The sequence below is a fragment of the Synechococcus sp. H60.3 genome, assembly GCF_047462295.1.
In the GTDB taxonomy this organism is placed as follows: Bacteria; Cyanobacteriota; Cyanobacteriia; order Thermostichales; family Thermostichaceae; genus Thermostichus.
Genome location: NZ_JANSIY010000045.1, coordinates 1 through 12,170, shown reverse-complemented (window position 1 = coordinate 12,170; position 12,170 = coordinate 1). Strand labels below are relative to the sequence as shown.

Annotated in this window: 11 protein-coding genes; 4 read left to right on the top strand and 7 right to left on the bottom strand. The window is 58.3% G+C overall.

Translation table 11 applies throughout. The features are described 5' to 3' along the window. Window positions 1–87 precede the first annotated feature (87 nt). From NW841_RS06605 to psbE, 3 genes are all read right to left on the bottom strand, one after another. Window positions 88–213, bottom strand: a complete 126-nt coding sequence (locus NW841_RS06605) for a photosystem II reaction center protein L (protein ID WP_011431223.1) — start codon at window positions 211–213, stop codon at window positions 88–90. 5 nt (window positions 214–218) lie between these two features. Then, window positions 219–362: a cytochrome b559 subunit beta gene (psbF, locus tag NW841_RS06600; RefSeq protein WP_414364828.1), complete on the bottom strand. Its 144-nt coding sequence runs from the start codon at window positions 360–362 to the stop codon at window positions 219–221. A gap of 366 nt (window positions 363–728) precedes the next feature. Next, a complete protein-coding gene (gene psbE / locus NW841_RS06595) occupies window positions 729–974 on the bottom strand; it encodes a cytochrome b559 subunit alpha (protein WP_011431225.1) in 246 nt (81 codons plus the stop codon). Window positions 975–1,325: 351 nt separating this feature from the next. On the opposite strand from psbE, the gene NW841_RS06590 reads away from it, so the two are divergent. Further along, window positions 1,326–2,990 carry an S-layer protein gene (locus NW841_RS06590; protein WP_414385910.1) on the top strand — a complete coding sequence of 555 codons (1,665 nt, stop codon included), beginning with the start codon at window positions 1,326–1,328 and terminating at the stop codon, window positions 2,988–2,990. Window positions 2,991–3,330: 340 nt separating this feature from the next. Here the strand turns inward: NW841_RS06590 and NW841_RS06585 are convergent, their stop codons facing one another. Next, window positions 3,331–5,046, bottom strand: coding sequence for an HD domain-containing protein (locus NW841_RS06585; RefSeq protein WP_414385909.1), 1,716 nt, complete (start codon window positions 5,044–5,046; stop codon window positions 3,331–3,333). Window positions 5,047–5,222: 176 nt separating this feature from the next. Here NW841_RS06585 and thrS point away from each other — a divergent pair, with 176 nt between their 5' ends. The 3 genes from thrS (at window position 5,223) to NW841_RS06570 (ending at window position 8,992) form a co-directional block, all read left to right on the top strand. Beyond that, the gene (gene thrS / locus NW841_RS06580) at window positions 5,223–7,034 is read left to right on the top strand and encodes a threonine--tRNA ligase (protein WP_414385907.1); all 1,812 of its coding nucleotides are present in this window, start codon (window positions 5,223–5,225) and stop codon (window positions 7,032–7,034) included. Between the two features lie 411 nt (window positions 7,035–7,445). Further along, entirely contained in the window at window positions 7,446–8,651 is a 1,206-nt protein-coding gene (fmdA, locus tag NW841_RS06575) for a formamidase (protein WP_414385906.1), read from the top strand. Window positions 8,652–8,716: 65 nt separating this feature from the next. Beyond that, window positions 8,717–8,992 (top strand): FmdB family zinc ribbon protein, encoded by a 276-nt coding sequence (locus NW841_RS06570; protein ID WP_414334727.1) that lies wholly within the window; start codon window positions 8,717–8,719, stop codon window positions 8,990–8,992. A 226-nt stretch (window positions 8,993–9,218) separates the two neighbouring features. On the opposite strand, the gene malQ is transcribed toward NW841_RS06570, so the two are convergent. From malQ to NW841_RS06555, 3 genes are all read right to left on the bottom strand, one after another. Beyond that, a complete protein-coding gene (gene malQ / locus NW841_RS06565; protein ID WP_414385905.1) occupies window positions 9,219–10,820 on the bottom strand; it encodes a 4-alpha-glucanotransferase in 1,602 nt (533 codons plus the stop codon). 95 nt (window positions 10,821–10,915) lie between these two features. Beyond that, the gene (gene pyrE, locus NW841_RS06560) at window positions 10,916–11,545 is read right to left on the bottom strand and encodes an orotate phosphoribosyltransferase (protein ID WP_414385913.1); all 630 of its coding nucleotides are present in this window, start codon (window positions 11,543–11,545) and stop codon (window positions 10,916–10,918) included. Window positions 11,546–11,591: 46 nt separating this feature from the next. Then, the gene (locus NW841_RS06555) at window positions 11,592–12,020 is read right to left on the bottom strand and encodes a MarR family winged helix-turn-helix transcriptional regulator (RefSeq protein WP_414385904.1); all 429 of its coding nucleotides are present in this window, start codon (window positions 12,018–12,020) and stop codon (window positions 11,592–11,594) included. Window positions 12,021–12,170: the final 150 nt, after the last annotated feature.

Here is a 12,170-nt window from a genome sequence, read left to right as displayed (position 1 = left end):
TTGCCTGACTAGTCATAGCAACTGGCCTCCAAAAGAAATTGATTCCTGCAGCTTTTCTCAACTTAAGACCGGAGATGGATTAAAGTCTCAGTTGAGAAAGTAGCTGGAAAACAGCAGCCCAACCACAAACACCAGCAGCAAGCCCAGGTATAGGGAAGTGCGGTTTAGCTCTACCGGTTGGGTGTTGGGATTCTTTTCGGGTTGATCAGCCATGGGGTTCACCGTTGAATAAACTGCATCGCAGCAATAGCTCCCAGAAAGAAAACGGTTGGAATTGCCAAAGTATGCACCGCCAACCAACGGACGGTAAAAACAGGGTAAAAAACGGGCTCATCAGGGTTGTTTACAGATTTGGTCGCCATAGTCCAGATCCTGGCTCTTGGAACACAAAATAGATTTACAAATCGCAACAGGTGAACGATCCCCGACCCTCATCTTCGTTGAGTCAGCACAGCATGGCTTACGCCACACTGCGCGAACCGATAGAGCACGGTCTTCATGCTTCACAGACTTGTTGGTACAGAGGTCTTAGCGTGGTGCCACCGTGCGACCTGTGTCGGGAACAAGTCAGGAAAACTCTCCAGAGATTTAACTTGTTCTCCTCAATTGTAGCACAAACAGCCTTTATCCCGACACTGATTTGCTTTTGAGTAAATACAGTTCACAAATACAGTGTGGGGCTTCCCGCCGATTAAGCTAAAGAGTTGCCAGCCTGGCCCTGCTCTTTCCTAGCGAGTTAACTTTTCCAGTTGCTCGAGAGCGTTGAAGCGGTCGCTGACAATCGGCAACTCCTGCCGCTCTGCGGTGAAATACTCATTGGGGCGTGGAGTACCAAAGATATCATAAGCCAAGCCGGTGCTGACAAAAAGCCAACCCGCCAAAAACAAAGCGGGAATGGTCAGGGCATGAATAACCCAGTAGCGGACGCTGGTAATAATATCGACAAAAGGTCGCTCTCCAGTGTTGCCAGCCATGAAACTCCTCCCTGCACTAGGGGCAAAAGGGCTCTTTGAGTCTATAACACAATGATAGGGATTTGCATGCACAGCTACAAGTTACAAGACGATGGCTCAAGCCGTTTGCCGGCAAGCCAGACTCCATCTTGCATAGGTCAGATCTCCTAACAGCCTCTGAGTTCAATCCCAGGGATCCCCAGGGTGAGCCCGCACGCCTGGGGGTTGGGGATCCCACTGCCAAAGGGCGCAATCCCAACTGGTATCGAGGGCTTGAGGGCAAGGCGGAACTTTGAGGTAAGCTGACCCTGGGGGGATGTCAACGGAACAGGAGTAACAGCTATGCGGTGCTCGTGGCCCCTAGCTCTGAGTTTGTGTTGGACGCTAGGCTGGTCGAGCGTCAGCCTGCCGGCTTGGTCCCAAGGAGTAGAGCAGCAAGCCTCACTGGCCTGGGCCGATGCCTACGTGGCGGCGCTGGAGCGCCAGACCGATCTGGTGCTCACCCAGGAGCCGCTGTCGGCCACTCTCACCCGACTAGAATTGGCCCAGTGGCTGACGGAGTTTTTCGGCTACATCCCCAACCCCAACCAGGTGCAAGAAATTCGCGATCTCGAGCCCAATACCCCCGACTATTGGACGGCCCAGGCGGTGCTGCAGGCAGGGGCGATGCGCCTGTATGAGGGCAACGAGTTTCGTCCGCAAGGAGATCTCACCCACCTGGAAGCCCTAGCCATTTTGGTGCGGGCATTGCAGTTACCACCTCCCAGCCCAGAGGCCATAGAGCAATGGATGGCTCTCTACAGCGATGCTGCTGAGGTGCCGGAGGTGGGACGGGCCTTTGTGGCCATGGCGGGCAAAGCGGGGCTATTGGTGAATGTGCCGGATCCCGCCCGGCTGCGGCCCAATCGGGTGCTGAGCCGAGCTGAGGGGGCGGTGCTGTTACATCAGGCGTTGGTGTATCGCGGTCAGCTTCCACCCTTGCCGCCTCCGGTGGTGCAGTTGCGGCCTTCTCCCGCTGCGGTGGCCGAGACCATCCAACCCGAAATCTTGCAAACGCGGGTTATCCCTGAGTCGGGAGTGGTGCCGGCAGGGAAAACCTTGACCGTTGAGGCCCAGGGTACTCCCAACGGCAGGGCCACGGTGGATATTGGCGACCTGGTGCGGGGCTTGCCCATGCAGGAGGTGCAGCCCGGCTATTACCGCGCCGTTTACACCCTTGGCCCTCAAGACAGCGCCTTCGGCCCCGATATCCGCATCCAACTGAGCCTTAATGGAGTCAGCACCCGCGTTCAGCGGCGGCTCCCTCAACTGGCCCTGGGCAATGTCGCTCCCCCGTCGGTAGAACCGGTGTTACCTGCTTCTGTCCCTTTGCCGCAGCCGGCTACCCCCGCTCCTCTGGCCGCAGCCGGCAACCGCTATCCGCGCATTGCGGCGATTCGCCTGGATCCCCAGCGCGACCTGGTGGAAGGGGATATCCTCACCATTGCCATCTGGGGGGACTCGGGAGGGATCGCCCAGTTTGATTTGGGGAATCTGGCCCTCAACCAGCCGATGCGAGAAGTGAGACCCAACCACTACGAGGGCACCTACGTGGTGGCCCCCACCCACCAAGCCAGCAACCCTGTTTTGCGAATTGTGCTCAGCAAAGACGGCCTCAGCCAGGAGTACCGCGAGATCTTCCCTTTTGCAATCGATGGATCCAAGGGAACTCGCTCCACCATTCAGCCAGCTTCTCGGCCTGTCGCTGCTGGGCCGCCTCAGATTTTTAGCATTACCACCAACAGCACCAGCCTGCGCATGGGCGAGATCCTCAAAGTGACGATGCGAGGGGATCCAGGGGGGCGGGCAGCTTTTCGCATCGTCGGGGTGACGCCAGAGGTGGAGATGCGGGAGGTGGCGCCCGGACTCTATGAAACCCAGCAACAACTGCCCTTCAACATGCAGCCGGTCAACAACGGCCTCATCGAGGTGATCCTGGAGCGGGGCGGGCAAAGAGCCACCCAAACCAGCCCCTCGCCAATCACCATCGCTCCCTGAGCAAAACTTGCCGCGCAGCATCGTGAAAACTTTATCCCGCTGGCGCAAGCTGTAGTTAAAGGCGTACGATCCGATTGCCCAGCTATTGGCGATCACCGGCAGACTGGTAGTTATAGCCATCTCAAATGGTAATAAAACATTTCTCCGCGTCGTCATTACTACGCAATGCTGTCGCGAACGCGCCGGCGGCGCGGAGCACTATCCCTAACTCCCCTCTCCCTGAGGGAGAGGGGCCGGGGGTGAGGGCTGACTCCCTCAGGGAGAGGGGCCGGGGGTGAGGGTAGAGGGGGTCGGCGGCAAAGTGTCTTCGTCTTGTTTGAAACGACTATATGCCCCTTGGCTAGACGGCTGCCTCAAAGGGATCCGCGCTGCGCTGGATCTGGGTGGATAATTTGGGAATCACCTGCAGCTTGAACTGTTGCTCGAAGGCCTTTTTCTTCTCGTTCAAGCTCCACAGCTCCAGGGCACAGTCGTCGTTGGGATGCCTGGGATCCAAAATCAGCTCCATCTGGCGGGGGCCTTCTCCCAGAAGCTGAAAGCGGCAGTGCACCGCTTGGATGGCCTGCAGGCGGCGGCGATCCAGAGCACAGGCTATGCGCAACAAGGGGCTAAGTTCCAGCACCACTTGGCGATCTCGCTCGTCGCTGAGGCGCTGGAAGTTCTCGTGCTTCTTCTTGGGGGGCGACTTGCGGTGGTAGCGGGCCAGGTTGGCGATCACCTCCACCTCTTCTTCGTTAAAGCCCAGGAGCTCCCCATGGCGGATGAGGTAGTAGGAGTGTTTGTGGTGGGCGGCATGGCTGATGAAGTGGCCGCAGTTGTGCAGCATGGCGGCCGCCCAGAGAAGAGCCCGCTCCCGGGATCCCCAGGAGTGCAGGATGCCGCGGGTCTGATCGAAAAGGCTGAGGGCAAACTCCGCCACCCGCTCGGCATAGGGGATCTCCACCTGGTATTTTTCCGCCAACTTGAGGACGCTGCGCCGCCGCACCGAGCTGTGGTAGCGCAGCCGATCTTCAATGAGCCCCTGGCCGATCATCCAATCTACGATCAGCCCTTCCCGCAGCGCCCGCTCGCAAAACTGGATCCGCTCCACCCCCAGCAGGCTCATCACCTCCTCCAAAATGACCGCCCCGGCCAGGATGATCTCCCCGCGTCTTTCTCCCAGACCGGGCAGCTTTTGCCGCTCGGCTACCGTGAGAGAGCGCAGCTCTTTGACATAGCCCCGCAGGGCTTCCAGGCTGAACTCATACCCCTGCAGGCGAGTGGGGGGAGCACCCAAGCGGCGGCGGGCATCCAACTGGGCCAGGCACTCGATGGTGCCGGAGGTGCCCACCAAGGTCAGGGATCCCGGCTGTTGGGAAGCAGCAACGATGCGCCTCATCTGCTCGATGGGAGCTTCCAGCATGCCGCGGATGTGTTGTCGCAGGGCCTGCAGCTCGGCAGGGGTGGGTGGGTCGTGGCGCAAAAACGCTTGGGTCAGGCGCACCGCTCCCACCTTGATGCTGCGCAGGAACTCCGGCTCTTGGCCGTTGCCCAGAATCAGCTCGGTGGAGCCGCCGCCGATATCCACCACCGCGTGCAGCCGGTTGTGGAACTCCATGGCCGAGAGCACGCCCAGGTAGATGCGGCGGGCTTCCTCCTGGCCTGAGATCAGCTCTACCCGCAGGCTCAGCTCCTGTTCTATCCGCTTTAAAAATTCCAGCCCGTTGGGGGCTTCGCGCACGGCACTGGTGGCCACCGCAACAATATCTTGCACCTGAAAGCTTTCAGCAAGGCGGCAAAACCGCTCCAGAGCCACCCGCGCCCGTTCCATGGCGGCAGGCGTCAGGGCGCCCGTTTGGCTGCAAAACTCTCCCAGGCGGACGGTGGCTTTTTCGCGGGAGATGATGGTGAAGCTGGGGATGTGGGGATTGATGCGCACCACCACCATGTGCAGGGAGTTGCTGCCCACATCGATGGCGGCGATAACCGGAGCAACTCCAGATTCAGAAGAGGAGACCGGTTTCGCTTCGGAGGCGGCGGCAGAGCGTTCGGCAAGGTTGGCGAGCGAAGAGACCATGAATCGAAGGGGTTGCCACACTTCTAGAATACTGTGTGCTTTCCCCCCTTTTTCCTGGCCGGGTTGTGGACTGAGGTTCAAGGGGGCAATTCCCCCCGCCTGGGATCCCGTCTGCCCTGGGCTCAGCCTAAGATAGGGACACGGATAGTCGTTTTTTTGTCGTTAAGCGGGTTCCGATGTCTCAACCAGCCGCGTCGCCTCAGCAGGCCAACAGCCCTCTCAAGCTGCTGCGTACCCACGAATCTCCCAAGCTGGAGCGCATCCGCCACACCACCTCCCACGTTTTGGCGATGGCGGTGCAAAAGCTGTTTCCCAAGGCCCAGGTCACCATCGGCCCGACGACCGACTACGGCTTCTACTACGACTTTGACCATCCCCAGCCCTTCACGCCGGAAGATCTGGAGCGCATCAAAAAAGAGATGCAGGCGATCATCAAGAAAGGATTGCCGGTGATCCGCGAGGAGGTGAGCCGGGAAGAAGCCAGACGCCGCATTGAAGCCCTCGGCGAGCCTTACAAGTTGGAGATCCTAGACAGCATCCCCGAAGGCGAGCCGATCACCATTTATCATCTGGGGGACGAGTGGTGGGATCTCTGTGCCGGCCCCCACGTGGAAAACACTAAGGAGATCAACCCCAAAGCTTTTGACCTGCTCAGCGTGGCCGGCGCCTATTGGCGGGGGGATGAGACCAAGCCCCAGCTTCAACGCATCTACGGCACCGCCTGGGAGACGCCAGAGGAGCTGAAGGAATACAAGCGGCGGCTGGAAGAGGCCAAACGGCGGGATCACCGCAAGCTGGGCAAGGAGCTGGGCCTTTTCATCTTTTCCGACGAGGTGGGGCCGGGCCTGCCCCTTTGGACCCCCAAAGGAACTACTCTGCGCTGGGTGCTGGAGGATTTTCTCAAGCAGGAGCAGCTCAAGCGGGGCTATCTGCCGGTGGTGACGCCCCACATCGCCCGCGTGGATCTGTTCAAGATCTCCGGCCACTGGCAAAAGTATCGGGAAGACATGTTCCCTATGATGGCGGAGAATGAGCAGGCGCGGGCGGCAGAGCAGGGCTTTGTCATGAAGCCGATGAACTGCCCTTTTCACATCCAAATCTATAAATCGGAGCTGCGCTCCTACCGCGATTTGCCGCTGCGCTATGCCGAATTCGGCACCGTCTATCGCTACGAACAATCGGGGGAATTGGGAGGCTTGACCCGCGTTCGCGGCTTCACAGTGGACGACGCCCATTTGTTTGTCCGCACCGATCAGTTGGAAGAAGAGTTTCTCAAGGTTGTCGATCTCATTCTGGTCGTTTTCGAGAAGCTCAAACTCAAAGATTTTCGCGCCCGCCTCAGTTTCCGCGATCCCAAGTCCGATAAATACCTGGGATCCCCGGAAGAGTGGGATATGGCCGAAAATGCCATTCGGCGAGCGGTGGAGAAGCTATCAATGCCGCATTTTGAAGGGATTGGGGAGGCGGCTTTCTACGGGCCAAAGCTGGACTTTATTTTCCGCGACGCGCTGGATCGGGAGTGGCAGTTGGGCACGGTGCAGGTAGATTACCAAAACCCGCAGCGCTTTGATTTGTACTATATAGCCGAAGACGGATCCCGGCAGCGGCCGGTGATGATCCACCGCGCTCCCTTTGGCTCGCTGGAGCGGCTCATTGGGATCCTCATCGAGGAATATGCCGGGGATTTTCCTTTCTGGCTGGCACCGGAACAGGTGCGCATTTTGCCCGTTTCCGACCAATACCTGGGCTATGCCACCCAGGTGCGGGATCACCTGCGGGAACAGGGGATCCGCGTCCACATCGATGCCGACAGCGACCGCCTGCCCAAAAAGATCCGCAACGCCGAGAAGGCCAGGATCCCCTTCATGCTCATTGTGGGAGAAAAAGAACAGGCAACCGGCACAGTGAGCGTGCGCCAACGCCACGGCCAAGACTGGGGATCCCTGACGGTGGCGGAGTTCCTGGCCCAGGCGCGAGCGCTGGACTAGCGGCGGTTAGGCTACCTGTTCCAGCAGCAGCTTCTCGTTTGAATCTGGTTGAAATGTCCATAGTCGTTTCAAACAAGGTTAAGACTCTTCGCTGCCGTCCCAAGCGCTCCGCGCCGCTGACGCGTTCGCCTTTGCCGGCAGGGGGTGTTGGTACCCCCGACCCCTCTCCCGCAAGGGGAGAGGGGAGCTAGAGATCAACCAGCAAGCTGTTTCATAACCGTTTGCAATGACTATAGTTACTTTGAACCGAGGTGAAACAGCCTGTCGATCTAAGCCGTTCTCCTGCCCATACGATTGTAGACAACAGCACTATCAACTGTAGCCCTTACTACAGTATTGCTTCCTTCATCGGAGATACACTTTTAGGCATCTGCAGCCTGACTCCAGAGCGACGGCTCAAGGATAGATCCGATGCCCAAAACGCTGTTTAAAGTTGACCTGACCAAGCCGATGGATCAACAGGATCTGCCGGGTCACAACCGCTGGCATCCTGACATCCCTGCGGTGGTTTCTGTGAACCCCGGCGAAGTCTTCCGAATTGAGTGTAAAGACTGGACGGATGGACAAATTAAGAACAACGATGATCCTTCCGACATTGAGCAGGTTGACCTAAGTGTTGTTCATGTTTTAAGTGGGCCTATTTGGGTTAACGGCGCCCAGCCTGGAGATATCCTGATCGTCGATCTGCTGGACATTGGGCCACTGCCGGGAGACGAGTGGGGGTTTACGGGTATTTTTGCCAAAGAAAATGGCGGAGGATTCCTCACCGATCATTTTCCCAATGCGGCCAAGGCCATCTGGGATTTTCAGGGTATTTACACCACTTCCAGACACATTCCTCATGTGCGCTTTGCCGGCATTATCCACCCTGGCCTCATCGGCTGCGCTCCATCCCACAAGTTGCTGGCAACTTGGAACAAGCGGGAGGCTGAGCTGGTTGCTTCGGCTCCTGATTTGCGCACTTACGGCGCGGGCCTATCTGGTAATCAGCCTGTGCTGGCCGCCTTGCCCAATCCCAAGAACGCGATTTTGGGAACCCTGCCCAAGTCAGAGTATGAGCGGGTTGCTGCCGAAGCGGCCCGGACGGTGCCCCCACGGGAGCACGGCGGTAACTGCGATATCAAAAACTTGTCTAAGGGAACACGGATCTACTTTCCGGTTTACGTGGAGGGTGCCAAGCTGTCGATGGGAGATATTCACTTCTCACAAGGGGACGGAGAGATCTCTTTTTGTGGCGCCATTGAAATGTCAGGCTATATCGATCTCCATGTTGATCTAATTAAGGGTGGCGTCGAGAAGTACGGATTGGTTAATCCCATCTTTAAGCCTGGCCCTGTAGAGCCGCGTTACTCAGAATATCTTGTCTTTGAGGGCATTTCTGTGGACGAGTTTACAGGTAAGCAACATTATATGGATGTTCACATTGCTTACCGACGTGCCTGCTTAAATGCCATCGAATATCTGAAAAAGTTTGGCTTTACGGGAGAACAAGCTTATCTCCTGCTCAGTTCTGCACCCGTGGAGGGCAGGGTGAGCGGGATCGTCGATATTCCTAATGCTTGCTGTACGGTGGCCATTCCTACACAAATCTTCGAGATAGATATCCTACCCAGGTAAATCCTTAGCTGTTCTTAGATGTTTCGAGCCATCTTGATATCTTTCTCAAGTGTTGGAGTAAGAAGATGCCCCTGTATGAGTTTAAGTGTCAAAGCTGTGGTGAGTTTGAGTTATGGCGACCTCTGTCTCAATACCGGGATCCAGCGTACTGCCCCACTTGTAAGCAAGAGGGTAAGCGTCTTATTTCGGTTCCCATGATTCAACTTTCTAGTTCCTTGCCAGCTCCAAAGGGTGAAAGAGAACCTAAGTTGATCAGGCGGGAACAGCACTCAAACTCTGACTCAAACTCCCGAAGGTATCGACTCCAATCTTGTGGGCGACCCTGGATGTTGCATCATTAGTCGTTTGTGGGCTGGTCAGACCAGATGAAGGAGCCCTGCAGACAATAGCAGCTATCAGGAGCCACAGCCCCGCTCTATTCGGCTGGGAAGCAACATGATAAATCAGCGCTTTATTTCATTTATTGGTGATTCGTAAGGGCCGCCTTGTGGGCGAACTCGCGCCCAAAGAGGCCACTGAAGAGCGTCTGGAACTGCTGATGGGAGATACCCAGGATTTTTCAGCAGCTCAGGAAAAGTTGGGGGTAGTTTGAGAAGACCCTGTTGCCCGCTCTTGGGCCAAGGCTGCCCGCCGCTGCTCCAAGTCTTGCGGGGAGATGCGCCCGTAGGTGACGCTCAGCTCCGCCAGCCGCTGGGCCAGCTCCGGCCGCAGCATCTCCTCGCGGTAGCGCCAGGCCCAGTTGTTCTCGGCCCTGCCGGGGAAGTTCATGCGCGCCTCTGCCCCCAGGCCCATCACATCTTGCAGGGGAATGATGGCCAGGTCAGCCACGGAAGCCAGGGCCAGGCGAATCAGATCCCAGTGGATGCCGTCAGATCCCTGGCAGCCCAGGTAGCGCAACAGATTTTGTTTTTCCCACTCCGGGCGTTCTGGGTCATGAAACCAGCCCACCACGGTGTTGTTGTCGTGGGTGCCGGTATAGACGACGAAGTTGCGCTCATAGCTATGGGGCAAATAGGGGTTATCGGGCCCCGAGCCAAAGGCAAAGAGCAGCACTTTCATGCCGGGCAAGCCAAATTGATCCCGCAGTTGCAACACTTCCGGCGTGATGTCCCCCAGGTCTTCGGCAATCACCGGAATTTCCCCCAGCCGGTCGGCCAACGCCTGAAAGAAGTCAGCCCCCGGCCCTTTCTGCCACTCGCCTTCTACTGCTGTTTCCGCCTCGCCAGGGATGGCCCAGTAGCTCTCGAAGCCGCGGAAGTGGTCGATGCGGACGCAATCCACCTGCTTGAGAATGGCCTGGATGCGCCGGATCCACCAGTCGTAGCCGCGAGCCTTGAGCACCTCCCAGTTGTAGAGAGGGTTACCCCAGCGCTGCCCAGTGGGGCTGAAATAGTCGGGGGGCACGCCGGCTACCTGCAGGGGCCGTCCCTGCTCATCCAGGTGAAACAGCTCGCGGTTGGCCCACACATCGGCACTGTTGGGGGCGACATAGATGGGCAAGTCGCCGATCAGCCGCACCTGATGCCGATGGGCATACTCCCGCAGGGATCCCCACTGTTGGGCAAATAGGTATTGCCAAAACATCTGTTGGGTAATGGCATCGGCATAGCGGTCGCGGGCCTCTTGCAAAGCCAGGGGATCCCGTTGTGCCAGGGCCGGATCCCATTGGGTCCACTCCTGGTCACCATACACCTCTTTGAGGGCCATGAACAGAGCGTAGTCCGGCAGCCAGTCGGCCTCGGCAGCACAGTAGGCTTGAAAGGCTTCCCAGTCGGCGGCGGTGGCCTTGTCTTTGAAAGTGGCCCAGGCGCGGCGCAACAAGCCCAGCTTGAAGGGGATCACGGCTTCGTAGTCCACCCGCTCGCCATTCCCCGCCTGGATGGTCGGCCATTGGGGCAGATCCTGCCAGCCGTTGGGTTCCAGCCAACCGGCTTTGACCAGCAGCTCTGGGCTAATCAGCAGCGGGTTGCCGGCAATGGCGGAAAAGCTCATGTAGGGGGAGTTGCCCCAGCCGGTGGGCCCCAGAGGCAGCACCTGCCAGAGGCGCTGGCCGCTCTCCACCAAAAAATCCACAAACCGGTAAGCAGCCGGCCCCAGGTCGCCGATGCCAAATGGCCCTGGCAAAGAGGTTGGATGGAGGAGGATCCCACTGAGTCTGCCCATGCGCATGGCTATGCCCTTTTGCCCAACCAAGTATTCCACCGCCTATGCTGTCACTTTTGCAGTTGGATGGACAGCTCCAGAGGAGACAGAATCCCTCCAAGCTAGCTCCTCCAACCTTGGCAGACAGCCCGGTGGCAAGCCTGCACCTCTTCGAGGGTAAACAGGCGGCGAAAAGGGATCCCTACTTCGCGGTAACGGGCCTCTGCCCCTTCCAGTCGATCCACCAAAGCCAGGATCCCTTCTGCCCGATAGCCCGCTGCCCGCACCCGCTCTACAGCTTTGAGGGCGGAGCCGCCAGTGGTGACCACATCTTCCAAGATCCAAACCCGGCTGCCCGCCGGCAGTTCCGGCCCTTCGATCCAGGCTTGTGTGCCATGTCCCTTGGGCTCTTTGCGGACAATCAGGGCTGCCAGGTTGGACGGCTCAGCCTGCAGAGACGCCAAACCCACCGCCGTGACCAAGGGATCCGCTCCCAAGGTCATGCCGGCAACTGCCTCGGTCTCAGGGGGCAGTAGCCGATGCAGCAGGGATCCCACCAGGTAGGCTCCCTGGGGGTGGAGGGTAACTGGCTTGCAGTTAATGTAGTAGGAGCTCTGCTGCCCGGAGGTGAGGGTAAAGGATCCCTCGCGGTAGGCCAGTTGGGCCAGCAGATACAGCAATTTCTCCCGCGCCTCAGCCGGGGAAAGACTTGAGGGAGAACAATCCAGGAGCAACACTGCAGGGATCCCCATCGGCTCAACCATCAACCCATAGCTAAGGATAGGGATTGGGTAAACACTAGGACAAGCTATGGTTCAGCTCTGCCACCACCGTGGCATCCGACTCCTCCGACAAGTGGGCAATCAGGCGATCCACCAGCCGCGACAGGGTTGCCCGTTCTTCTAGACTGAGACAGCCGTAGGTTTGCTCCCGCAACTCCCCAGTGAGAGGGGGTAAAGTTTCTTTCAACTTCTCTCCGGCAGGGGTGAGGTGAACCCGCCAGATCCGCCGATCCTTGGGATCCCGCTGCCGCCGGATCAGCTCCCGTTTCTCCATGCCGTCCAAGACACCGGTTATGGTGCCCCCCGACTGCTGCAGGCGCTCGCAGATGGTGGAGGTGGGGATCCCGTCTTCTTTCCAGAGGCAGCAAAGCACCACCCCCTGGGAGGTGCTCAGGCCGAAGGGCTCGAGGTAGGCCTGAAATTTCCGCCGCACCAATTGCGACAACAGCCGAAGGCGATAGCCCAGAGAATAGGGGGCCAGAATATCGCGCCATCGCTCCAGGAAGGCTTGTTTCTCCGAATGAACTACCCCACCGCGTAGGCGGGTGGGGTTTCCTCACCCGCTTGGCAGCAGAGCTTTTGTCTCTTCTTCTGC

Coding starts and splice junctions, on each gene's coding strand:
- malQ (WP_414385905.1), bottom strand. CDS start 10,820: ATGCGCATGGGCAGACTCAGTGGGATCCTCCTCCATCCAACCTCTTTG.
- pyrE (WP_414385913.1), bottom strand. CDS start 11,545: ATGGGGATCCCTGCAGTGTTGCTCCTGGATTGTTCTCCCTCAAGTCTT.
- psbE (WP_011431225.1), bottom strand. CDS start 974: ATGGCTGGCAACACTGGAGAGCGACCTTTTGTCGATATTATTACCAGC.
- thrS (WP_414385907.1), top strand. CDS start 5,223: ATGTCTCAACCAGCCGCGTCGCCTCAGCAGGCCAACAGCCCTCTCAAG.
- NW841_RS06570 (WP_414334727.1), top strand. CDS start 8,717: ATGCCCCTGTATGAGTTTAAGTGTCAAAGCTGTGGTGAGTTTGAGTTA.
- NW841_RS06585 (WP_414385909.1), bottom strand. CDS start 5,046: ATGGTCTCTTCGCTCGCCAACCTTGCCGAACGCTCTGCCGCCGCCTCC.
- psbF (WP_414364828.1), bottom strand. CDS start 362: ATGGCGACCAAATCTGTAAACAACCCTGATGAGCCCGTTTTTTACCCT.
- fmdA (WP_414385906.1), top strand. CDS start 7,446: ATGCCCAAAACGCTGTTTAAAGTTGACCTGACCAAGCCGATGGATCAA.
- NW841_RS06605 (WP_011431223.1), bottom strand. CDS start 213: ATGGCTGATCAACCCGAAAAGAATCCCAACACCCAACCGGTAGAGCTA.